The organism is Tatumella citrea (assembly GCF_002163585.1).
Classification (GTDB): Bacteria; Pseudomonadota; Gammaproteobacteria; order Enterobacterales; family Enterobacteriaceae; genus Tatumella; species Tatumella citrea.
Genome location: NZ_CP015579.1, coordinates 233,606 through 255,600, shown reverse-complemented (window position 1 = coordinate 255,600; position 21,995 = coordinate 233,606). Strand labels below are relative to the sequence as shown.

Below are 21,995 nucleotides of genomic sequence, written 5' to 3'. Positions count from 1 at the left end.
GTTAGTGTGCTGAACGTTAACCGGCTTCACTCATCGGTTGCTGAACCTTTTTGGCTTTTACCCGTGAGTTAAGGTAATTCCCACAAGGGATTTCCACAAATTTATACAGCGCCCAGCCCAGCAGAATACTTATCGCAGCGGCCAGTGCTAACAGCAGGATACCTTGCAGAAAATTATGCGGCGTATCACCGACCCAACGCTTCAGCAGCATCAGCACAGAAAAGTGGATCATGTAAAAGCCGTACGAGATATTGCCCAGCCACTGCATGACTGGCAAATTCACAAACGAACGTTTTCCCTGTATATCACCCACCGTCAGCGATCCCAGCAGGAAAATCAGCGGATAAAGGGTAATCAGGTTGTAGCTGAACTGAAATGGCAGATATTCGTCAATCACATAACTCGCCGCCAGCAGTAAGGTACTGGTGACAGTGCTGATCCGAATAAAATATCCCTCAAGAATAATCCTCGACAGTACTAACCCGATAACAAACTCAAACACGCGGGTTAGCGGGAAGGTGTAAGAAATCCACCACTGTATTTCACCTACTTTGAACGGCCAGCCTGGCAGCGGTGTTTCATTATGGGTGAAATAGTAAATGACCAGTTGGCTGATGATCATTCCTGCATAACAGAGGAAAATTGTGGTCCACAATTTATCTGCCGGGATCGCTTTTACCCACCGATAGACTACCGGGAAAATAATATAGAACAGAATAATTGCGCAGAGGAACCAGCTGGGCGTATTCCCGCCGATGTAGTTTTCTGCCCTTGGAATCCAGGTTTGTACCAGCAGCAAATTAGGCAACCAGATATCCGGCCGGTGAAAACTGATGAGCCCGGCCAGCACCATGATCAGCATGACGACCACATTCACCGGATATATTTTTGCAAAACGCCGCTTATAAAAACGAATCGGATGATCAACCGGTCGCGATGACCAGCCCATGACAAAGCCGCTGAGAATGAAGAACATAGAAACACTGACCCAGCCAGCCTTACTGAAAATAGTATAAAACCATTGACTGATCGTCGGGTCCGAAAATGGGCCCAATACAATGCCAATCGACGAATGGAACAGGAAAACACTGAACGCTGCAATAAAACGGATCCCGTTCAGTGCCGTGAGGTTCGGTAGCATTCCCTTCTCATTACGCTGAACGATATGATGCGCAGTCGGTGACCAGGCTGATTGCTCTGAAGATGTACTGTTTTGCATATATCCCCCTTCCTCAAAACAGATGTATGTGAATAAATCATTGTTTAAAAAACATTAAATAATGAGATAAATTACTGTTTTACATTGCGCAGGCGAATTGCTCACAGTGCCTGATTGCTCAGGCAGGAAAAGTTTTATAGTAAATTATTTAGGATACATCAGGAATCACGGCTAACCACTGGCTTCCGGTAATTAACTAATATATAACACTGGCGGTGATTGCAAATGAAATTAGTTAATATTATTTATCTTTATGAATGCTATAAATTTATTTTTTGTTAAATAAATGCAACTTCGCACGAGAGGAAAGTACGTGGCAGAACGGAGAAATGTGTAGCGGAAAAGCCCCGGGATTGTGGCATAACGACCTTGCTAAAGATCGTTATGTCGTCAGGAAGGAACAGAGCAGAATCCGTCAGGAAGGTCGCTGCCAGTGGATTTTTTTACCAAATCCAAGAGTGTTGTTAGTCATTTTCAGCTCATCGAGGCGAATTTCCCACAACGGGGCTTTCATGGCTTTGGCTATCGGGAATTTCTTCTGATAACTGGCTAATGCCTGCTGCTCTCGTTGCCCTTCCGGGCGGAAAATTTCACCTGCGTACTGAACTCCTTTTATCAGCATGACTGATTTAGGAGGTGTCGTGACTGTACCGACTACGCGTGGATTTTCCAACATCAACTGCCCGTGGCGGGTAGTGTCTTCGGTCATTAGCCAGAAACAGACACTCTGTTCATCGAAAACATAAAAACAATTCGCAGCCCACAACGTTTCACCATTCCCGGCGCACAAAGTCAGAACATGGTGTTTTTTCAGATAGTCTATGCAATGTGTTAAATCAGACAAATTCAGAACCTTAGCCACTCACTCATGGCATCGTTACAAACAGCACGCTACACTGCCTGCTCTGATCAGGACGGAAAAAAGATGCAGACAGAAGATTGCTGGTTCCTTTACATCGTGCGTACCGCATCAGGTGCGTTGTATACCGGGATCACGACTGATGTTGCCCGGCGTTTTTTGCAGCATCAGCGGGGTACCGGCGCAAAAGCCTTGCGGGGTAAAGGGCCGCTGACTCTGGTTTTCCAGTGCCCTGCCGGTGACCGGTCCCGGGCATCGGTACTTGAATACCGGCTTAAACAACGGCCACGGGCAGATAAACTGCTACTGGTGGAGCAACAACCCGACAATCTGTCACTCTGGCTGACAGATCAGCCGTAAAAAGGCGCGGAAAACTGCAGTTCTCCACTGATCGTATCAGTAGGACCGTTTGCCAGCGGGTAAACCAGCAAAGTTTGCTGCAAATGACCCGTCGGGCACTGATAACTCAGCCCCTGTGAGGCAGTAAATCCGACCGAAGTCAGGCAGTCCATGTTGTTTTCAGCAATGACTGCGCTGTAACCAAATTCATTCAGAGTATCCAGGGCTTCGCAGACCAGTTGTTCGTCAAGTGCCTGATGCTGTAACTCACGGCTCACTGCGAGCGGATACAACGCGACCCAGCCACTGTCTTCACCATCTGAAGTGACAGGGCTAAATGCAGCATATCCCAGTACCTGCCCTTCATCATCTGTCGCAACAACTCCCAGGGTAAGCAACCCCTGCTCACGCAGCTCCCTGACACGTGCAGCTTCCTGCTCTGACGGGAAACGGTCTTTTAATAAACGGTCGATGCCTGGTGCATCAATACCAATTTCAGTACGAATTAGCATGAGTTCTCTTCGCGCACCGTAATAACGCTGGCGTCCTGTGTCATTCCTGCTTCTGTAAATGCAGCCAGATGCTGCAACCCGTTACGTAATAGCACCGGCATAGACTCAGGTTCAATAGCATCCATCAGGTTTTTTACCGCTAATCCCAATTCTGTATCTCCCTCAACTATCAACCGGCGTTGAAAGAATAACATATCCGGGTCTTTCCGGCCTGCCGCGAGTAGTATCAGGTCATTAATTCCTGCTCTGAACCAGACATCCGCGACTGTATCATCGGTGATAGCGATTCGACCTTGTTGCAGAGTCATCACCCATTGCAGATGCAAATCACGGATATCAATCCCCAGCCGTCGGTCTTGCAGAAAGTCTATCTCACCGGCCGCAATCAACTGCTGATATTGCCAGTTAATCAGTTGTCTCAGGAACATTTTCTTGCATGAAAACGGCAGAATAGCCAGCGGGCCTGCCAGTAATTTCGGGAGCCCGGTAACCAGCTGATGATGTAACCGTTGCAGCATAACTTTCCCTTCCTTTGGTCTCAAAAAAGAAACGCTATCTTATCTGCCCGGACGGCGATTTTTTTGAATATCCGGTAATACACTGCCCTGAATCAACTTTCAGGCTGATAAATTTCCCTACACTTTTCCACCGGCTTTTATCTGGAGATACGTATGGAATTGTTGTGTCCGGCAGGAAACCTGCCCGCGCTGAAAGCAGCGGCGGAAAACGGTGCCGACGCAGTGTATGTCGGCTTGAAAGACGATACCAATGCACGGCATTTTACCGGGCTGAATTTCACCCCTGAACGGCTGGAGCAGGCTGCAAAATATCTGCATCAGCAACGTAAGAAACTGCATGTTGCCATTAATACCTTTGCTCACCCCGGCGGTTTCAAACGCTGGCAGCAGGCAGTAGATATCGCAGTCAATAGCGGTGCTGATGCATTAATCATGGCTGATCCGGCACTACTCGACTACGCCTGTACCCGCTATCCGCACACTGAACGTCACCTGTCCGTTCAGGCTTCTGCGACTAATAGTGAAGCCATCCGCTTTTATCAGCGTGAATTTTCTGTGCATCGTGTAGTTTTACCGCGGGTATTGTCATTGCACCAGGTCCGGCAACTGGCACGCGAAACCACAGTCCCGCTGGAAGTCTTTGCCTTTGGCAGCCTGTGCATTATGGCCGAAGGCCGCTGTTACCTTTCCTCCTGGATGACCGGCGAATCCCCGAACACGGTAGGTGCCTGCTCTCCGGCCAGATTTGTCCGCTGGGAAGATACGGCTCAGGGTATGGAATCACGGCTTAATAACGTACTGATTGACCGGTTCAGTCCACAGGAAAATGCCGGTTACCCAACACTGTGTAAAGGTCGCTATCAGGTGGATGGACAGCGATACCATGTCCTGGAAGAGCCTACCAGCCTGAATACTCTGGCATTGCTGCCGGAACTACAACGAATGGGTATTGTGTCGGTAAAAATCGAAGGTCGCCAGCGCAGTCCGGCCTATGTGCGTCAGGTATCTTCGGTATGGCGTCAGGCAATTGACAGCTGCCTGCGCGCTCCCGATAGCTTTGCCATTGATCCCCGCTGGATGCAACAACTGGGCGAGCTGGCCGAAGGAACACAAACGACCCTCGGTGCCCTGCACCGCCAATGGCAATAGGATCCACCATGAAATATGCCCTCGGGCCGGTGCTCTGGTACTGGCCAACCGATACACTGAACCAATTTTATCGTGCTGCGGCTGCCAGCGATGCAGGGATTATCTATCTCGGTGAAGCAGTATGCAGTAAGCGACGTGCCACCTCTTTTAGCCAATGGATGGAGATAGCCCGTCAGCTGGCGGCTGCCGGTAAACAGGTGGTTCTGAGTACCTTATCCTTACTGCAATCACCCTCAGAGCTGAAAGAGCTGAAACGCTATGTCAGTAACGGGGAGTTTATGATTGAAGCCAGTGATATGGGGACCGTAAATCTAGCTGCTGAGAACAAGCTGCCGTTTGTTGCGGGGCATGCACTTAATATTTATAACGCTGGCAGTCTGAAAATATTGCTGAAACAAGGGATGGTGCGCTGGTGCATGCCGGTAGAATTATCCCGCGACTGGCTGGCAAGCCTGCTGAGTGAGTGTGAAGATGCAGGTTTCAGAGATAAGTTTGAAGTAGAAGTGTTTGGCTATGGTCATCTGCCACTGGCTTTATCGGCACGCTGCTTTACTGCCCGATCTGAAAACCGTGACAAAGACCATTGTGAAACCTGTTGTCTTAGCTATCCGCAAGGCAGGACTGTTCTTTCTCAGGAGGGACAGCAGGTATTTGTACTGAACGGTATTCAGACCATGAGTGGCTATTGCTATCACCTGGGTAATGAGCAAAAAGGGATGCAGTCACTGGTCGATGTGTTCCGTTTGTCGCCGGAAGATATGCAAACTCCGGATCTGATACAACAGTTCAGAGAAAACCTGAACGGGACAATGCCCTTTGATCTCGCAGGTTCAGAACACAGTAATGGCTACTGGCGAAATATTGAAGGAATGGCGTTGCAGACAGAGACGGGGCACAATCCGCTTAGCTGATCCGACAGAAAAACCGATACATTGGGAGTGATGCGTTTTGCATCACTCTGCCGGTAATACGCCAGAGATCCCGGTGTGATAAAGGTATGAATATGTCTGACCTCAAGCCCTTCAAACTTTCGGTACTGGATCTATCTCCGATTCCGGAACAGTCTGATCCGCGTGCCGCGTTTACCAATTCACTGGCATTAGCCAGATTTGCCGAGTCTGCCGGATATCATCGTTACTGGCTGGCAGAGCACCATAATATGACCGGGATTGCCAGCGCGGCGACCTCGGTACTGATTGGCTATCTCGCCGCAAATACTCAACACCTGCACCTCGGTTCAGGCGGTGTCATGCTACCTAACCATGCGCCGCTGGTGATAGCAGAGCAGTTCGGAACACTGGCGACTTTATATCCGGGCAGGATTGATTTAGGCATCGGTCGTGCCCCGGGTTCTGATCAACGAACCATGATGGCTTTGCGCCGCCATATGAGTGGCAGCGCAGAAGACAGCTTTCCACAGGATATTGAACAGCTGATCCGCTGGTTTGATGCGCCGGCAGGCAGCCATTTTGATGTTCAGCCGGTACCTGGCACCGGACTACAGATTCCGTTATGGTTGCTGGGATCCAGCCTTTACAGTGCACAACTGGCTGCACATCTTGGGCTGCCGTTTGCTTTCGCCTCTCATTTTGCTCCGGATATGCTGTCTCAGGCAGTAACTCTGTACCGGGAAAAATTCCGCCCGTCAGCACGACTGGCAGAGCCTTACGTTATGATCGGAGTGAATGTGATTGCTGCCGAGAGTAAAGCAAGGGCGCGTTATCTGTTCACCTCACAGCAGCAGCAGTTTATTAATCTGCGCCGTGGGATGCCTGGCCCGTTACCGGTCCCGGTCGAAAATATGGACCATATCTGGTCACCGGCAGAAAAATACGGTGTTGACCGTGCTCTGGGAATGTCACTGGTGGGCGATCAGGCTTCGGTAGCTCAGGGACTGGCATCACTCCAGCAGCAATATCAGGCAGATGAGATGATGGTTAACGGACAAATCTTTGATATTGACGCACGTATCTATTCGTTCTCGCTGGCGATGGCTGCCGCACAATCACTGTAAAAAATTCCTGACAGATAATCACCAGACATAAAAAAAGCGATGGTTTTCACCATCGCTTTTTTGTCTGACTTACTCAGGGACCGAAGAACGGCCCCTGTTGTTAGTCAGTTCGTGATTAGTATTCGCGACGACGGGCAGCTGGTGCTGCACCTTCTTCACGACGCTGACCACGATGACCTTCACGGTTGCCACCGAAACTACGTCCGCCTTCACGACCACCTTCACGGCGATCTGAGAAACGACGTCCGCCTTCGCGACCAGCTTCACGTGCACCATCGCGTCCGCCATCACGGCCACCACGACGAGGTTCACGGGAAGACTGAGGCGCATCACCAATCAGCTGCATATTCATCGGTTTGTTCAGAATACGAGTCTTGGTAAAGTGCTGCAGGACTTCGCCCGGCATACCTTTTGGCAGTTCGATAGTTGAGTGAGTACCAAACAGTTTGATGTTACCAATGTAACGGCTGCTGATATCACCTTCGTTAGCGATAGCGCCAACGATATGGCGAACTTCAACACCGTCGTCACGGCCCACTTCAATGCGGTACATCTGCATATCGCCAACATCACGACGCTCACGACGTGGACGGTCACCATCACGGCTGCCACGACGATCATCACGATCACGGCTGCCACGCTCATCACGCTCACGGAACTCACGACGCGGAGGACGTGGTGCATCAGCAGGAACGATTAACGGACGCTCGCCCTGTGCCATTTTCAGCAGTGCTGCGGCCAGAGTTTCCATATCCAGATCTTCCTGCGGAGACAGGTTCTGCAGCAGAGCACGGTACTGATCCAGATCGCTGCTTTCCAGCTGTTGCTGAACACGTTCAGCAAATTTAGTCTGGCGACGGCTGCTCAGCAGTTCTGCATTAGGCAGCTCAACTTCAGGAATAGTCAGCTTCATAGTGCGTTCGATGTTACGCAGCAGACGACGCTCACGGTTTTCTACAAACAGCAGCGCACGACCGGCACGACCCGCACGACCAGTACGGCCAATACGGTGAACGTAAGATTCTGCATCCAGTGGAATATCATAGTTAACCACCAGGCTGATACGTTCCACATCCAGACCACGTGCTGCTACGTCGGTAGCAATCAGGATATCCAGACGACCATCTTTCAGGCGTTCCAGAGTCTGTTCACGCAGTGACTGGTTCATGTCACCGTTCAGTGCAGCACTGTTGTAACCGCTACGTTCCAGAGTTTCGGCAACTTCCAGAGTTGCATTTTTGGTACGGACAAAAATAATTGCCGCATCAAAATCTTCAGCTTCCAGGAAACGTACCAGAGCATCACTTTTACGACCGTAGGCAGTCCAGTAAGACTGGCTGATGTCCGGACGAGTGGTGATGCTTGACTGGATACGTACTTCCTGTGGATCTTTCATAAAGCGACGAGTGATACGACGAATCGCTTCCGGCATAGTTGCAGAGAACAGTGCCGTCTGATGCCCGTCAGGGATCTGCGCCATAATGGTTTCAACGTCTTCGATAAAGCCCATACGCAGCATTTCATCAGCTTCGTCCAGAACCAGACCACGCAGGTTAGACAGATCCAGGGTACCGCGTTTCAGGTGGTCCAGCAGACGACCCGGGGTACCGACAACAATCTGTGGTCCCTGACGCAGTGCGCGCAGCTGTACGTCATAACGCTGACCGCCATACAGGGCCAGTACGTTAACGCCGCGCATATGTTTAGAAAATTCAGTTGCAGCTTCTGCTACCTGCACCGCCAACTCACGGGTCGGGGCCAGCACCAGGATTTGTGGTGCGCGCAGGGCAGGATCAATGTTGTTCAGCAATGGCAAAGAGAATGCCGCTGTTTTACCACTACCGGTCTGAGCCATACCCAGAACATCACGGCCTTCCAGCAGGTGAGGAATACAGGCCGCCTGGATAGGCGATGGTTTAACGTATCCCATGTCGTTAAGAGCAGACAAAATGGATTCGTTAAGGCCCAGATCAGCAAAAGTGGTTTGAATATCAGTCATGTAGTACACGTGCCTCTTAGATAACGGCGGCCAGTCTACATAACTCGTCATGAAAACTTGCAGTTAGTTTCATTGAAAAGTGTGAACCGGCTCAAATTAGAAGTTTTTGACGAATAAAACGCCCCTCACCCCGAAGGATGACAGGAAACATAAACAAAGGGCGTTAAAAAACGTCAGCTATTGCTGGTCGGATTCTGATAAATCGTCTTGTGCCTGGCCAAGTTCAGCCAGTTCCAACAATGCGTATCGGTGTTCAACAAAGTTATTCACGTTGTTGGCAACCGCCAGTTTGAACAACGCTTCTGCGTTGTCCTTCTCCCCCAGACTTAGGTAGTACTTACCTAAATAGAAGTTGGTTTCACTGAGATGTTCAGCGAGCGAGGTGTTATCGGTAGCATCCGCCTGGAGTCTCTCCATCAGTGTTTTTTCACTGATATCGCCCAGGTAGAATTCGACAATATTCCATCCCCATTGATCTTTATTCGCCGAGTCATAGCGCTGTTTGAGCGCTACTTTCGCTTTGTCTGCATTCATCTCGCGTTCATCGAGATAAAGCCAAAGTGCACGAAAAGGATCATTAGGATCGTCCTTATAGAACGCCAGCAGATCATCTTGCGCTAACTTGTATCGACCGCCGTAATAGAGGGCGATACCACGGTTTAAATGCGCATAATTGTAAGTTGGATCAAGCTCAAGTACAGAATCAAACGCTTCATAGGCAGAATCAAAATTACCTGCCTGCGTTAAGTATATACCAAGATAGTTAAATACTTCTGGCATATCTGGTCTGATAGACAACGCCTGGGAAAAATCGTTCCGTGCGAGTGCCCTCAAACCTAAACTATCATACAACACTCCGCGCTCATATAACAGCTGTGCGCGTTCATCATCGGTGAGGGCACGACTGGCAAGAATTTGTTCCATACGCGCCAGAATAACTTCCTGCTGCAATGTTGGTTGCAGAGGAACGGCAAGAACTTCATTCTTACGCCAATTAGAGCTGCTGCATCCTGCCAGCACCAAAGCTGTCGCAACAAAACCCCAGCGTAAAAAAGGCTTCATTATCCCACTCCCGAATACAAACATTAGGATGAACATCCTGTCATCCGCCTGCCGTGCAAAGGAATCCTGCCCTCGCGATAACATAAATCCGGATCTCCGCACATGGCGGAGACCCGGATAATCATCGAACGATTAACCCGCGTCAGCCGGATTAGCCGCAGTCGTTTCTTCTGCCTGCGGTTTTTCGACCGCTTCTTTAATGCTCAGGCGTACACGACCCTGACGATCGACTTCCAGTACTTTGACCGGAACTTCCTGACCCATTTGCAGATAATCTGTAACTTTTTCTACACGCTTGTCAGCGATCTGAGAAATATGTACCAGACCTTCTTTGCCCCCGCCAATCGCTACGAAAGCACCGAAATCAACAATACGGGTAATTTTACCGTTGTAGACACGGCCAACTTCGATTTCCGCAGTAATTTCTTCAATCCGACGGATAGCTTCTTTCGCTTTATTACCATCAGTTGCAGCAATTTTTACAGTACCATCATCTTCGATTTCAATGGTAGTACCGGTTTCTTCGGTCAGCGCACGGATGACAGAACCACCTTTACCGATGACATCTTTGATTTTGTCCGGGTTGATACGAATAGTATGAATACGCGGAGCAAATTCAGAGATTTCAACACGCGGAGTGCTGATCGCCTGTTCCATAGTTCCCAGGATATGCAAACGCGCACCTTTCGCCTGGTTCAGAGCAACCTGCATGATCTCGCGAGTGATACCTTCGATTTTGATGTCCATCTGCAGTGCAGTAACACCTTCACGGCTACCAGCAACTTTAAAGTCCATATCACCCAGGTGATCTTCGTCACCCAGAATATCGGACAGAACAACAAAGCGCTCACCGTCTTTCACCAGACCCATTGCAATACCAGCAACAGCGGCTTTAATCGGCACACCGGCATCCATCAGCGCCAGAGAGGCACCACACACAGAAGCCATAGATGATGAACCGTTAGATTCGGTAATTTCAGAAACTACACGTACGGTATATGGGAAAGCATCAGCTTTCGGCATCACTGCCAGCACACCACGTTTCGCTAAACGGCCATGGCCGATTTCACGACGTTTTGGTGAGCCAACCATCCCTGTTTCACCCACAGAGTATGGAGGGAAGTTGTAGTGGAACAGGAAGCTATCAGTTCTTTCACCCATCAGCTCATCCAGGTTCTGCGCATCACGGGTAGTACCCAGAGTAGCAGTAACCAGCGCCTGAGTTTCACCACGGGTAAACAGTGCAGAACCGTGGGTACGAGGCAGAACACCGGTACGAACATCCAGACCACGAACCATGTCTTTTTCACGACCATCGATACGCGGCTCACCATTCAGGATACGCACGCGAACAACGTTTTTCTCGATAGCATGCAGCAGATCGCTGATTTCGCCTTCATCTAGAGTTTCGTCTTCGGCTAACAGAGCTGCAGTGGTTTCGCTCTTGATCAGGTTAACCTGCTCATAACGTTCCTGCTTCTCAGTGATGCGGTAAGCATCGCTCAGGCGTGCTTCTGCTAAAGCAGAAATACGTGAATTCAGTGCTTCGTTAGCGGCTTCAGGCTGCCAGTCCCAGCGAGGTTTACCCGCTTCGGCGACCAGCGCCTTAATGTTTTCGATAACCACCTGCTGCTGGTCGTGACCAAAGACCACAGCACCCAGCATTTGCTCTTCGCTCAGGATATCGGCTTCAGATTCAACCATCAGTACCGCATTTTCGGTACCGGCAACAACCAGGTCCAGACGGGTTTTAGCCATCTCTTCGGTGGTCGGGTTCAGAACATACTGATCATTAATGTAACCCACACGGGCTGCACCAATTGGTCCGTTGAACGGAATACCAGACAGAGACAGTGCTGCAGAAGCACCAATCATCGCGACGATATCAGGGTTAACCTGTGGGTTCACAGAAACCACGGTAGCGATAACCTGAACTTCGTTGACGAAGCCTTCAGGGAACAGCGGGCGAACCGGACGGTCAATCAGACGGGCAATCAGCGTTTCGCCTTCACTTGGACGACCTTCACGACGGAAGAAGCTTCCCGGAATACGGCCGGCAGCGTAAGTACGCTCCTGATAGTTAACCGTTAACGGAAAGAAGTCCTGACCTGGTTTCGCTTTTTTCTGACCCACTACGGTAACAAACACGCAGGTGTCATCAATGCTTGCCATGACTGCGGCAGTCGCCTGACGGGCCATCATACCGGTTTCAAGTGTTACGGTATGCTGACCATACTGAAATTTACGTACAATCGGATTCAGCAAAGTTTAGATCCTTTAATTTTAATGCAGATGCCTTTTCTCAGGCTCTCTGTAATATGGGTTTCGATCTCTTAGCATCCTCGCGACTAATGACAAAACTTGCCCTATGGTAGCCGGGTAAGATTTCTCATTAGCCGCGCGAATCGTGCGTATAAAGATCACTCACGGTAACAATACATGAGTTTTAACAGAAATACTGCCAGTCGCCCGAAAAAAGGGGCCATAAAGGCCCCCTTTTCGCGAAACTCGCTCAAATTCTTTCTTCGGATGTTCACCGGCAACAAAGCACAGTGTAAACCCTCGAAAAAATTCGTCAGACTTAGCGACGCAGACCCAGATTTTCGATCAGGCTGGTGTAACGTGCTACATCTTTACGCTTCAGGTAATCCAGCAGTTTACGACGCTGGGAAACCATGCGCAGCAAACCGCGACGGCTGTGGTGGTCTTTTTTGTGCTCAGAAAAGTGACCCTGCAGGTGGTTAATCTGTGCAGTCAGCAGAGCAACCTGAACTTCAGTTGAACCACTGTCATTGGTACCACGACCGTATTTAGCAACGATCTCTGCTTTAGCTTCTACGCTTAGAGACATAATAAACTCCAGTATATGTTTGATTTCAGGTTGCCGATCTCTAATTCAGCTTCCCACTTTAAAGCCGCGCCATTCTACTCTGCGGCAGGCATGAGTGCAATTAGCTCAGTCGAAATATTCAACGACCAGCCGGCGAGGTGCAACACGCCCCTGATCATCAATCTCGGCCATGCCAATAAATTTGCCATTTTCACCTTCGCTGACCCGTACCAGGCCATTGGCCGGTGCGCCGGCAATCTGTACTGGCTGTCCGAGTTTAAACCAGTGGCTCACCGACTCTGGTAAATTTACCAGCGGATAAGCTTCGGCCGGGCTGTCCATCGGCATCAGTAAAGCATCCAGACGCTCCGCCGGATATCCGCCCTGCTCATCCGGCTCCGCAAGTGCCTGTAACTGCTCCAGTGTAACCATTCGGTCTGTCGGATAGCCCGCGACCTGTACACGGCGCAGCATGGTGACATGTGCCCCACAGCCCAGCTTTTCACCCAGATCATCAATAATGGTCCGGATATAGGTCCCTTTAGAACAGTGAATCTCCAGTTCCAGCTCATCGCCTTCATGCCGGATAAACAGTAATTCATAAACCGTTATTGGCCGTGGCTCGCGCTCAATGGTGATCCCCTGACGCGCATATTCATACAACGGACGGCCCTGGTGTTTCAGTGCGGAAAACATCGAAGGCACCTGTAAGGTCTCTCCACGAAAGCTTTCCAGTGCCTGTTGCAACATATCAGGAGTAAAAACAACCGGTCTTTCCTGCACCACATTGCCATCGGCATCGGAGGTGTCAGTACGTTGGCCCAGGCGGGCAATCACGCGGTAACGCTTATCAGAGTCGAGCAGATAGCGGGAAAATTTGGTCGCTTCACCGAGGCAGACAGGCAACATGCCGGTCGCCAGCGGATCCAGCGCTCCGGTATGTCCGGCTCTGTTAGCGTTATAAATACGTTTTACTTTTTGCAGCAGATCGTTGGAGGATATCCCGGTAGGTTTATCCAGCAACAATACGCCGTGGATATCACGGCCACGGCGACGGGGACGTCCCATTACTCCTCCCCGTGCTCTTCAGGGGTATCACCGCGACGTTCATTATCCTGTTTAACAACACTGGTCACCAGGTTTGACATACGCATCCCTTCAACCAGTGAGTTGTCATAGAAGAATGTCAGTTCTGGCACAATACGCAGACGCATCGCTTTCCCCAGTAGAGTACGGATAAAACCGGAGGCGTCCTGTAAGGCTTTCACTCCACCTTTCACCGCATCTTCATCTTTATCATTCAGAAATGTGACGAATACTTTTGCATAGGCGAGATCACGTGAGACTTCCACGCTGGATACCGTCACCATTAACCCGACACGCGGGTCTTTGATTTCACGCTGAATAATCAGAGCAATTTCTTTTTGCAGTTCCTGAGCGACACGCTGGGAACGGCCGAATTCTTTGGCCATATTTTGGCTCCTTTCAAATAATTCGGGAGGCCAGCGGCCTCCCAAATCGTCTTAACCCGGTAACGATTAATCGATAGTACGTTTGATCTCAATAACTTCAAACACTTCGATGGAATCGCCGGCGCGAACATCATTGTAGTTCTTCACACCGATACCACATTCCATGCCGTTACGGACTTCGTTAACGTCATCTTTGAAGCGACGCAGGGATTCCAGCTCACCTTCATAGATAACCACGTTATCACGCAGAACACGGATTGGGTTATGACGTTTAACCACACCTTCGGTAACCATACAACCGGCGATGGCACCAAACTTAGGTGATTTAAACACATCACGAACTTCAGCCAGACCGATAATCTGCTGTTTGTATTCCGGTGCCAGCATACCGCTCATTGCTGCTTTAACTTCGTCAATCAGGTTATAGATGACGGAGTAGTAACGCAGATCCAGACTCTCAGATTCAATAATCCGACGAGCTGAAGCATCAGCACGAACGTTAAAGCCCAGCACGATGGCGTTAGAAGCAGCGGCCAGCGTAGCATCAGTTTCAGTAATTCCACCGACGCCTGAACCGATAATTTTCACTTTCACTTCATCGGTAGACAGTTTCAGTAAGGAGTCGGCAATCGCTTCAACCGAGCCCTGTACGTCAGCTTTCAGTACGATATTCAGTTCAGAAACATCACCGTCGGTCATGTTCGCAAACATGTTTTCCAGTTTAGATTTCTGCTGACGAGCCAGTTTAACTTCACGGAATTTACCCTGACGATACAGAGCAACTTCACGGGCTTTCTTCTCATCACGTACCACAGTCGCTTCGTCACCCGCGGCAGGAACACCTGACAGACCGAGGATTTCGACCGGAATAGAAGGACCCGCTTCCAGAACGTCCTGACCCAGTTCGTTACGCATCGCACGAACACGTCCGTACTCAAAGCCACACAGAACGATATCGCCTTTGTTCAGAGTACCGGAACGAACCAGTACGGTCGCAACCGGACCACGACCTTTATCCAGGAAGGATTCGATAACAACACCGCTGGCCATACCGCTGCGAACTGCGGTCAGTTCCAGAACTTCAGCCTGCAGCAGAATAGCCTGCAGCAGATCATCAACGCCGGTACCTGCTTTCGCAGAAACGTTAACGAACATGTTTTCGCCGCCCCACTCTTCCGGAATGATTCCGTACTGAGTCAGTTCGTTTTTCACGCGGTCCGGATCTGCATCAGGCTTATCAATTTTGTTGACGGCAACAACAACCGGAACATTCGCTGCTTTCGCATGCTGAATTGCTTCAACGGTTTGTGGCATCACGCCATCATCTGCTGCAACCACCAGGATTACGATATCTGTCGCCTGAGCACCACGAGCACGCATAGCGGTAAACGCGGCGTGGCCCGGGGTATCCAGGAAGGTGATCATCCCGTTTTCAGTTTCAACGTGGTAAGCACCGATATGCTGAGTAATCCCGCCAGCTTCGCCGGAAGCGATTTTCGCTGAACGAATGTAATCCAGCAGAGAAGTTTTACCATGGTCAACGTGGCCCATAATAGTCACGACTGGTGCACGGGATTCAGCTTCAGTATTTCCGCCGGTATCACGGTCACTCATTACGGCTTCTTCCAGCTCGTTCTCACGACGCAGGATGACTTTATGACCCATTTCTTCGGCAACCAGTTGAGCAGTTTCCTGATCGATAACCTGGTTGATTGTTGCCATAGCGCCCAGTTTCATCATGGCTTTGATGACCTGAGAACCTTTAACGGCCATTTTGTTTGCCAGTTCTGCAACTGTCACAGTTTCACCGATAACTACATCACGGTTAACCACCTGAGCCGGCTTGTTGAAGCCCTGCTGCAGAGCACTGCCTTTGCGGTGTTTGCCACCTTTTCCGCCACGAACAGCTGCACGTGCTTCTTCACGGTCAGTTTTCGCTTCGGAATGTTTATTACTTTTCTTAGCACGCGGGCTTTTGGTGGCGGTACGGCCACGGCCACGGCCGCCTTCTACCTGGCGATCGTTCTCATCTTCAGCCTGACGGGCATGGGTAGAGGTAGTCACGTGATAGTCAGAAGCATCTTCAGCTTCGACTGGCTTCTGCCACTCGTCACCTTTCTCTTCTGCCAGCTTACGGGCCTCTTCAGCAATGCGTTTTGCATCAGCTTCCAGCTTACGGCGCGCTTCTTCTTCGGTTTTACGCTTGAGTTCAGCGGCTTCCGCTTCGCGACGAGCTTTTTCTGATGGCGCTGCCTGGGTCATATCGTTCTTTTGTTGGTTGGTCACTGTATTTGTTTCCGCAGCTACACGTTTGGCTTTTTCTTCTGCCTCACGCTTAGCTTTATCTTCGGCTTCACGTTTCGCTTTTTCTTCAGCAGCACGTTTGGCTTTTTCTTCTGCCTCACGGCGTGCCGTCTCTTCCGCTTCACGCTGTGCCTGCGCTTCTGCTTCTGCCTGGCGTTCAGCTTCGGCATCATCTTTCACATAGGTACGCTTTTTGCGGACTTCAATTTGCACCGATTTACTTTTACCCCCGGTGCCAGGAATATTCAAGGTGCTGCGTGTCTTGCGTTGCAAAGTGAGTTTACCTGAATCGGCATTTCCATGCTCACGATTCAGGTATGACAGTAAACTTTGTTTTTCCTGTTCAGTCACAGAGTCATTTTCAGACTTGGAGATCCCTGCGTCAGCCAGTTGCTGTACCAGACGATCCACAGGAGTTTCAATTTCTGCAGCCAGCGATTTTACAGTTACATCAGTCATGCTGTTCCTTCCTGTTTGTTACGCGTCACCGCCGAACCAGCAGATATTACGTGCGGCCATAATCAGCTCGCCGGCTTTCTCAGCAGAAAGCTCTTCAATATCTGTCAGGTCGTCAATACCCTGTTCAGCTAAATCTTCCAGAGTACAGACGCCTTTTGCCGCAAGACGATAGGCCAGATCTTTATCCATTCCCTGCAGCGCGAGTAAATCTTCCGCAGGTTTCTGGTTACCCAGACTCTCTTCTTTAGCCAACGCCAGGGTGGTCAACGCATTTTTAGCTCGCTCACGCAGGGCCTCTACCATATCTTCGTCGAGCCCGTCTATTTCCAGCAGCTCATTTACCGGCACATAAGCCAGTTCTTCAAGGGTAGAGAATCCTTCTTCAACCAGTGCAGTGGCGAAGTCCTCGTCAATATCGAGGTATTTCGTGAACATATCGATGGCTGCATGAGCTTCTGCCTGGTGCTTCGCCTGCAGGTCATCAACCGTCATCACGTTCAGTTCCCAGCCACTCAGCTGAGAGGCTAAACGCACGTTCTGGCCGTTACGGCCGATCGCCTGAGCCAGATTACCGGCTTCAACAGCGATATCCATGGTGTGATTGTCTTCATCCACCACAATGGAGGCGACATCAGCAGGAGCCATGGCATTAATAACAAACTGTGCCGGATTATCATCCCACAGCACGATATCGATACGCTCACCGCCCAGTTCACTGGAAACAGCCTGCACACGAGCCCCACGCATACCTACACATGCGCCTACCGGGTCGATACGTTTGTCATTTGTTTTTACTGCGATCTTGGCACGTGAACCCGGGTCACGGGCAGCGCCTTTAATCTCAATGACTTCTTCGCCAATTTCCGGCACTTCAATACGAAACAGCTCTTTGAGCATTTCCGGCTTAGAGCGGCTGACGAACAGTTGAGCACCACGGGCTTCCGGACGAACTGCGTACAGAATCCCACGGATACGGTCACCCGGACGGAAGTTTTCGCGTGGCAGCATATCTTCACGAATGATGACGGCTTCAGCACTGGTAGCAGAACCATCTGTCGGGCGTACTTCCAGAGAGATGTTGTCACGGTTAACTTTTTTAACCACACCGGTGATGATCTCACCTTCCTGCTCGCGGAACTGGTCAACAACCTGAGCACGTTCGGCTTCACGTACCTTTTGTACGATAACCTGTTTCGCCGTCTGGGTCGTAATACGGTCAAAAACTACAGATTCAATCTGGTCTTCAACATAATCGCCAGGAGTGAGGCTTTCGTCTTCGAACTGAGCAGCTTCCAGCGTAATTTCGCGGGTCGGCAGCGTCACTTCTTCAACAACCAGCCAACGACGGAAGGTATCAAAGTCACCACTTTTACGATCAATACAAACACGAACATCAATTTCCTGTTCGTATTTTTTCTTGGTTGCCGTTGCAAGCGCACTTTCCAGCGCCTCAAAAATTTTTTCGCGCGGCAGGGATTTCTCGTTAGAAACGGCTTCTACAACAGCTAAGATTTCTTTGTTCATCCTGGTTAGCCTCAATCCGGACGTTTAAAAATGGGGGACCAGATTCGCTTTCTGAATATTACTCAGCGCGAACACTTCATCATTACCCTCGACGGTCACGGTCACCATTTCGCCTTCTACGGCTTTAATGATGCCTTGCCACTTACGGCGGTTTTGTACCGCAATCCGCAACACCAGACTTACCTCATCGCCGGTAAAACGCTGATAGTGTGCTGCGTTAAACAACGGTCTTTCCAGACCAGGTGATGAAACTTCAAGGTTATACGCTACCGTAATTGGATCTTCGACGTCCATTACAGCGCTGACCTGGCGGCTGACATCAGCGCAATCATCAACGTTGATACCATCCTCACTGTCGATATAGATGCGCAGCGTCGAGACCCGGCCGCGAACAAACTCAATGCCGACCAGTTCGTAGCCAAGCGCTTCTACCGGAGCGGTGACTAATTCTGTTAATTTTTGCTCTAATGTGGACAAGCCCACCCCCAAGACATAAAAAAAGGGCCTAAAGCCCAAAATAACTATTACCTGATAATAAAAAACCCCGAAAATTCGGGGCTTTTTATCACTGGACCCTGTGTCTGTCGTTCTGCGACAAAGCACATACCAAAAGAATTTTTTTCAAAACCAGGTGAATGCGGAGACCTGTTGGTATTTTGAAAAACAACTCTAAGGGAAAGTGGTTGCGGGGGCCGGATTTGAACCGACGACCTTCGGGTTATGAGCCCGACGAGCTACCAGGCTGCTCCACCCCGCGTCCGAAATCGTGGCGAATTTTACGCCGAACATGCAAAAAATGCAAGTCTAACTGAATTGGTACCGAGGACGGGACTTGAACCCGTAAGCCCTAATGGGCACTACCACCTCAAGGTAGCGTGTCTACCAATTCCACCACCTCGGTACTGCTTAAGACGACGGGCAAATCATTCGTCGAAAGTAGGATTACTGCTTACTGCGGGATATCACTACCTGGTGCTGCCGGTTTGGCTGGCTGTTGAGTCTGTTCAGACTTCACAGGGGCACTCAGATTATCCCACTCACTTCCTTTGGCAGTTTTATTTGTGTTCAGGTTGCCAAGCAGCAGACTAATGATAAAGAACAGCGCAGCCAGAATGCCGGTCATGCGAGTCATAAAGTTACCTGACCCGGTAGAACCAAACAATGTTCCTGACGCACCAGCACCAAAGGATGCACCCATATCAGCGCCTTTACCTTGCTGCAGCATCACCATAGCTACCAGGCTGACTGCTACCAGAAGGAAAATAACTAAAAGAGCTTCGTACATAATTAACCTGTTTCCTTGCACGCTACCGTACAGTTAAAACTTCACCTGGCGCCAATGGGTATATTTACACCCACCAGAAGCGGGTCTGAATACTAACCAATGGCGACACGCTCTGCAAGAGCAATTTAATGCGCCGCTTTCGTTTGGTGATAAAAACAGCAGTCTACCGCAATTATCACCTTCACTTTACCAAAAGCACCATTCTTTGAGCCGGAACACGGTGAGAGTTTTCTGCGCCCCGGCTGCGTATGGCTTTAATTATACGGCTTTTACCGCATCGGCAATCCGGTTAGCCAGCAAAGTCACCTGCTGACGATCCTCACCTTCAACCATCACACGGATCAATGGCTCGGTACCTGATTTACGCAACAATACTCTGCCACGGCCCGCCAGCTCTTTCTCTACAGCTTCAGAAGCCTGGATCACTGATTCAGCCAGCAACGGATCTGCCTCACCGCTGAAACTTACATTCACCAGTATCTGAGGCAGCAATTTCATACCACTGCACAGATCGTGCAGGCTCATATGGTTGCGTACCATCGCTGTCAGCACCTGCAGACCGGCCACAATTCCATCACCGGTGGTGGTTTTATCCAGCAGGATGACATGACCTGAATTCTCAGCGCCCAGCTGCCAGCCTTTTTCCTGCAGTTTTTCCAGAACATAGCGGTCACCCACTTTTGCTCTGGCAAACGGAATACCCAGCTGTTTTAGTGCCAGTTCCAGGCCCATATTACTCATTAATGTGCCGACAACGCCGCCACGTAATTTTCCCTGGCGAAGCTTTTCACGAGCCACGATATACAGAATCAGGTCTCCGTCGACCTGATTACCTTGGTGGTCAACCATCATAATGCGGTCGCCATCACCATCATAGGCAATGCCAAGATGGGCCTGTTCGTCCAGCACGCGCTTTTGTAACAGCCGCAGGTCGGTAGCACCACACTCTTTATTAATGTTCATCCCGTCAGGCTGAGCCGCGATAGTAATCACTTCAGCGCCGAGTTCACGCAGCACGTTGGGGGCAATGTGGTAAGTCGCGCCATTGGCACAATCAACGACGATTTTCATGCCATTAAGATTGAGTTCGCTTGGAAAGGTCCCTTTACAGAATTCAATATAACGGCCGGCGGCATCAACAATCCTGCTGGCACGTCCGAGTTCTGCTGAAGGAACGCAGGTAATGGTCTTTTCCATTTCCAGCTCAATCGCAGCTTCCACCTCATCCGGCAACTTCTTACCTTCGGTAGAGAAAAATTTGATGCCGTTATCATCAAAAGGATTATGCGAAGCAGAAATGACAATCCCGGCTTCAGCCCGGAAAGTCCGGGTAAGATAGGCAATAGCCGGTGTTGGCATTGGACCGGTAAATGCCGCTGATAAACCCGCAGCAGCCAGGCCGGCTTCCAGCGCAGACTCCAGCATATAGCCGGAAATACGCGTATCTTTGCCGATAATAATTTTTTTCGAGCCATGCCGCGCCAACACTTTCCCGGCGGCCCAGCCCAGTTTCAGGACAAAATCTGGCGTAATAGGCGCTTCCCCAACTTTGCCACGAATTCCATCGGTGCCGAAATATTTACGCTCACTCATACTGTTATCCTTTCGCTCTTAATGTGGCTTCTGCAACCCGCATTGCTTCAACGGTTTCTTTAACATCATGCACACGGAGAATTTGCGCTCCCTGCATCGCAGCAATCACAGCACAAGCCAGGCTACCACTCAGTCGTTGTGACGGCCCGACATTTAACAGCTGGCCAATCATCGATTTTCTGGACATTCCGGCCAACAGAGGCAATCCGAAATGATGAAAATGACTCAGGTTTGCCAGCAACTGGTAATTATGTGTCACTGTTTTACCAAAACCATAGCCCGGGTCGAGTATCAGGTTCTGTTTTTTTATGCCTCCGGCAAGGCAGCGTTCAATCTGCTCGGTGAAAAAGCTGTCCACTTCAGCCACGACATCATCATAGTCAGGCGCCTGTTGCATTGTTTTTGGCTGCCCCTGCATATGCATAATACAAACGGGTAATCCGGTGTCAGCAGCTGCCGACAAGGCCCCTGGTACCTGCAAAGCCCGGATATCGTTAATCAGATGGGCACCTGCACGCGCAGACTCGCGGATCACTTCTGGCCGGGATGTATCTACCGAAATCCAGACCTCAAACCGCCGGGCAATTTCGGTCACCACCGGGATCACCCGCTCCAGCTCTTCTTCCACACTGACATCGGCGGCTCCGGGACGGGTCGATTCGCCTCCGACATCAATAATAGTTGCACCGGCATTAACCATTTCATTGGTATGAGTAATAGCATCGGTTAATGTCGCATGGCTGCCACCATCCGAAAATGAATCAGGGGTAATATTCAGAATTCCCATCACATGGGGAAATGACAGGTCAAGTTCAGAATCCCTGGCGTACAACTTCATCAGATGGTCTCCTGGCAAC

General features: G+C 50.1%; 21 protein-coding genes and 2 tRNA genes. 4 read left to right on the top strand and 19 right to left on the bottom strand.

Annotation, left to right across the window (positions count from 1 at the left end; genetic code table 11):
- Positions 1 to 16: 16 nt before the first annotated feature.
- Both A7K98_RS01355 and A7K98_RS01350 read right to left on the bottom strand, forming a co-directional pair.
- Entirely contained in the window at positions 17 to 1,219 is a 1,203-nt protein-coding gene (locus A7K98_RS01355) for an acyltransferase family protein (RefSeq protein WP_087486938.1), read from the bottom strand.
- Between the two features lie 415 nt (positions 1,220 to 1,634).
- Complete coding sequence (locus A7K98_RS01350; protein WP_087490318.1) at positions 1,635 to 2,063, bottom strand: YhbP family protein; 429 nt, start codon at positions 2,061 to 2,063, stop codon at positions 1,635 to 1,637.
- A gap of 81 nt (positions 2,064 to 2,144) precedes the next feature.
- Here A7K98_RS01350 and A7K98_RS01345 point away from each other — a divergent pair, with 81 nt between their 5' ends.
- Positions 2,145 to 2,438, top strand: a complete 294-nt coding sequence (locus A7K98_RS01345) for a GIY-YIG nuclease family protein (RefSeq protein WP_087486937.1) — start codon at positions 2,145 to 2,147, stop codon at positions 2,436 to 2,438.
- Here the strand turns inward: A7K98_RS01345 and A7K98_RS01340 are convergent.
- Both A7K98_RS01340 and ubiT read right to left on the bottom strand, forming a co-directional pair.
- Positions 2,429 to 2,929, bottom strand: coding sequence for a GNAT family N-acetyltransferase (locus A7K98_RS01340; RefSeq protein WP_087486936.1), 501 nt, complete (start codon positions 2,927 to 2,929; stop codon positions 2,429 to 2,431). The two genes, A7K98_RS01345 and A7K98_RS01340, sit on opposite strands and share 10 nt — an antisense overlap.
- Complete coding sequence (gene ubiT / locus A7K98_RS01335; protein ID WP_087486935.1) at positions 2,923 to 3,447, bottom strand: ubiquinone anaerobic biosynthesis accessory factor UbiT; 525 nt, start codon at positions 3,445 to 3,447, stop codon at positions 2,923 to 2,925. Before ubiT ends, A7K98_RS01340 begins: the two co-directional genes overlap by 7 nt.
- 153 nt (positions 3,448 to 3,600) lie before the next feature.
- Between ubiT and ubiU the strand changes: the two genes are divergently transcribed.
- The 3 genes from ubiU to A7K98_RS01320 all read left to right on the top strand — a co-directional run bounded on the left by ubiU (position 3,601) and on the right by A7K98_RS01320 (position 6,610).
- The gene (gene ubiU, locus A7K98_RS01330; protein ID WP_087486934.1) at positions 3,601 to 4,596 is read left to right on the top strand and encodes a ubiquinone anaerobic biosynthesis protein UbiU; all 996 of its coding nucleotides are present in this window, start codon (positions 3,601 to 3,603) and stop codon (positions 4,594 to 4,596) included.
- An 8-nt stretch (positions 4,597 to 4,604) separates the two neighbouring features.
- Positions 4,605 to 5,507, top strand: a complete 903-nt coding sequence (locus A7K98_RS01325; RefSeq protein ID WP_087490317.1) for a U32 family peptidase — start codon at positions 4,605 to 4,607, stop codon at positions 5,505 to 5,507.
- A 92-nt stretch (positions 5,508 to 5,599) separates the two neighbouring features.
- Positions 5,600 to 6,610 carry a luciferase-like monooxygenase gene (locus tag A7K98_RS01320; RefSeq protein WP_087490316.1) on the top strand — a complete coding sequence of 337 codons (1,011 nt, stop codon included), beginning with the start codon at positions 5,600 to 5,602 and terminating at the stop codon, positions 6,608 to 6,610.
- A 115-nt stretch (positions 6,611 to 6,725) separates the two neighbouring features.
- On the opposite strand, the gene A7K98_RS01315 is transcribed toward A7K98_RS01320, so the two are convergent.
- The 15 genes from A7K98_RS01315 to folP all read right to left on the bottom strand — a co-directional run bounded on the left by A7K98_RS01315 (position 6,726) and on the right by folP (position 21,976).
- Positions 6,726 to 8,609 (bottom strand): DEAD/DEAH family ATP-dependent RNA helicase, encoded by a 1,884-nt coding sequence (locus A7K98_RS01315; protein WP_087486933.1) that lies wholly within the window; start codon positions 8,607 to 8,609, stop codon positions 6,726 to 6,728.
- 16 nt (positions 8,610 to 8,625) lie between these two features.
- The gene (gene yrbN, locus A7K98_RS21700; protein WP_156994705.1) at positions 8,626 to 8,682 is read right to left on the bottom strand and encodes a protein YrbN; all 57 of its coding nucleotides are present in this window, start codon (positions 8,680 to 8,682) and stop codon (positions 8,626 to 8,628) included.
- Positions 8,683 to 8,786: 104 nt separating this feature from the next.
- Positions 8,787 to 9,671 carry a lipoprotein NlpI gene (nlpI, locus tag A7K98_RS01310; protein ID WP_038016971.1) on the bottom strand — a complete coding sequence of 295 codons (885 nt, stop codon included), beginning with the start codon at positions 9,669 to 9,671 and terminating at the stop codon, positions 8,787 to 8,789.
- 132 nt (positions 9,672 to 9,803) lie between these two features.
- A complete protein-coding gene (gene pnp, locus A7K98_RS01305) occupies positions 9,804 to 11,936 on the bottom strand; it encodes a polyribonucleotide nucleotidyltransferase (RefSeq protein ID WP_087486932.1) in 2,133 nt (710 codons plus the stop codon).
- Positions 11,937 to 12,252: 316 nt separating this feature from the next.
- Positions 12,253 to 12,522, bottom strand: a complete 270-nt coding sequence (gene rpsO / locus A7K98_RS01300) for a 30S ribosomal protein S15 (protein ID WP_038016938.1) — start codon at positions 12,520 to 12,522, stop codon at positions 12,253 to 12,255.
- A gap of 105 nt (positions 12,523 to 12,627) precedes the next feature.
- Positions 12,628 to 13,569: a tRNA pseudouridine(55) synthase TruB gene (gene truB, locus A7K98_RS01295; RefSeq protein WP_087486931.1), complete on the bottom strand. Its 942-nt coding sequence runs from the start codon at positions 13,567 to 13,569 to the stop codon at positions 12,628 to 12,630.
- Complete coding sequence (gene rbfA / locus A7K98_RS01290; RefSeq protein ID WP_087486930.1) at positions 13,569 to 13,973, bottom strand: 30S ribosome-binding factor RbfA; 405 nt, start codon at positions 13,971 to 13,973, stop codon at positions 13,569 to 13,571. The genes truB and rbfA overlap by 1 nt, the downstream gene beginning before the upstream one ends.
- A 66-nt stretch (positions 13,974 to 14,039) precedes the next feature.
- Positions 14,040 to 16,736 carry a translation initiation factor IF-2 gene (gene infB, locus A7K98_RS01285; protein ID WP_087486929.1) on the bottom strand — a complete coding sequence of 899 codons (2,697 nt, stop codon included), beginning with the start codon at positions 16,734 to 16,736 and terminating at the stop codon, positions 14,040 to 14,042.
- Between the two features lie 18 nt (positions 16,737 to 16,754).
- Entirely contained in the window at positions 16,755 to 18,260 is a 1,506-nt protein-coding gene (gene nusA / locus A7K98_RS01280; protein ID WP_087486928.1) for a transcription termination factor NusA, read from the bottom strand.
- Between the two features lie 24 nt (positions 18,261 to 18,284).
- Complete coding sequence (gene rimP, locus A7K98_RS01275) at positions 18,285 to 18,737, bottom strand: ribosome maturation factor RimP (RefSeq protein ID WP_157665808.1); 453 nt, start codon at positions 18,735 to 18,737, stop codon at positions 18,285 to 18,287.
- A 203-nt stretch (positions 18,738 to 18,940) separates the two neighbouring features.
- Positions 18,941 to 19,017: transfer RNA gene (locus A7K98_RS01270), tRNA-Met, on the bottom strand.
- Positions 19,018 to 19,074: 57 nt separating this feature from the next.
- Positions 19,075 to 19,161 (bottom strand) — tRNA-Leu (locus A7K98_RS01265).
- A gap of 48 nt (positions 19,162 to 19,209) precedes the next feature.
- The gene (secG, locus tag A7K98_RS01260) at positions 19,210 to 19,545 is read right to left on the bottom strand and encodes a preprotein translocase subunit SecG (protein WP_087486927.1); all 336 of its coding nucleotides are present in this window, start codon (positions 19,543 to 19,545) and stop codon (positions 19,210 to 19,212) included.
- Positions 19,546 to 19,803: 258 nt separating this feature from the next.
- A complete protein-coding gene (glmM, locus tag A7K98_RS01255) occupies positions 19,804 to 21,138 on the bottom strand; it encodes a phosphoglucosamine mutase (RefSeq protein WP_087486926.1) in 1,335 nt (444 codons plus the stop codon).
- 4 nt (positions 21,139 to 21,142) lie between these two features.
- Positions 21,143 to 21,976: a dihydropteroate synthase gene (gene folP / locus A7K98_RS01250; RefSeq protein ID WP_087486925.1), complete on the bottom strand. Its 834-nt coding sequence runs from the start codon at positions 21,974 to 21,976 to the stop codon at positions 21,143 to 21,145.
- Between the last annotated feature and the right edge of the window lie 19 nt (positions 21,977 to 21,995).

Excerpts from the sequence above, each read along its gene's own strand:
- A7K98_RS01340 (WP_087486936.1), bottom strand. The coding sequence starts at position 2,929 with ATGCTAATTCGTACTGAAATTGGTATTGATGCACCAGGCATCGACCGT.
- truB (WP_087486931.1), bottom strand. The coding sequence starts at position 13,569 with ATGGGACGTCCCCGTCGCCGTGGCCGTGATATCCACGGCGTATTGTTG.
- rpsO (WP_038016938.1), bottom strand. The coding sequence starts at position 12,522 with ATGTCTCTAAGCGTAGAAGCTAAAGCAGAGATCGTTGCTAAATACGGT.
- infB (WP_087486929.1), bottom strand. The coding sequence starts at position 16,736 with ATGACTGATGTAACTGTAAAATCGCTGGCTGCAGAAATTGAAACTCCT.
- A7K98_RS01355 (WP_087486938.1), bottom strand. The coding sequence starts at position 1,219 with ATGCAAAACAGTACATCTTCAGAGCAATCAGCCTGGTCACCGACTGCG.
- glmM (WP_087486926.1), bottom strand. The coding sequence starts at position 21,138 with ATGAGTGAGCGTAAATATTTCGGCACCGATGGAATTCGTGGCAAAGTT.
- nusA (WP_087486928.1), bottom strand. The coding sequence starts at position 18,260 with ATGAACAAAGAAATCTTAGCTGTTGTAGAAGCCGTTTCTAACGAGAAA.
- A7K98_RS01345 (WP_087486937.1), top strand. The coding sequence starts at position 2,145 with ATGCAGACAGAAGATTGCTGGTTCCTTTACATCGTGCGTACCGCATCA.
- ubiU (WP_087486934.1), top strand. The coding sequence starts at position 3,601 with ATGGAATTGTTGTGTCCGGCAGGAAACCTGCCCGCGCTGAAAGCAGCG.
- A7K98_RS01315 (WP_087486933.1), bottom strand. The coding sequence starts at position 8,609 with ATGACTGATATTCAAACCACTTTTGCTGATCTGGGCCTTAACGAATCC.
- rbfA (WP_087486930.1), bottom strand. The coding sequence starts at position 13,973 with ATGGCCAAAGAATTCGGCCGTTCCCAGCGTGTCGCTCAGGAACTGCAA.
- A7K98_RS01325 (WP_087490317.1), top strand. The coding sequence starts at position 4,605 with ATGAAATATGCCCTCGGGCCGGTGCTCTGGTACTGGCCAACCGATACA.
- folP (WP_087486925.1), bottom strand. The coding sequence starts at position 21,976 with ATGAAGTTGTACGCCAGGGATTCTGAACTTGACCTGTCATTTCCCCAT.
- A7K98_RS01320 (WP_087490316.1), top strand. The coding sequence starts at position 5,600 with ATGTCTGACCTCAAGCCCTTCAAACTTTCGGTACTGGATCTATCTCCG.
- ubiT (WP_087486935.1), bottom strand. The coding sequence starts at position 3,447 with ATGCTGCAACGGTTACATCATCAGCTGGTTACCGGGCTCCCGAAATTA.
- secG (WP_087486927.1), bottom strand. The coding sequence starts at position 19,545 with ATGTACGAAGCTCTTTTAGTTATTTTCCTTCTGGTAGCAGTCAGCCTG.
- nlpI (WP_038016971.1), bottom strand. The coding sequence starts at position 9,671 with ATGAAGCCTTTTTTACGCTGGGGTTTTGTTGCGACAGCTTTGGTGCTG.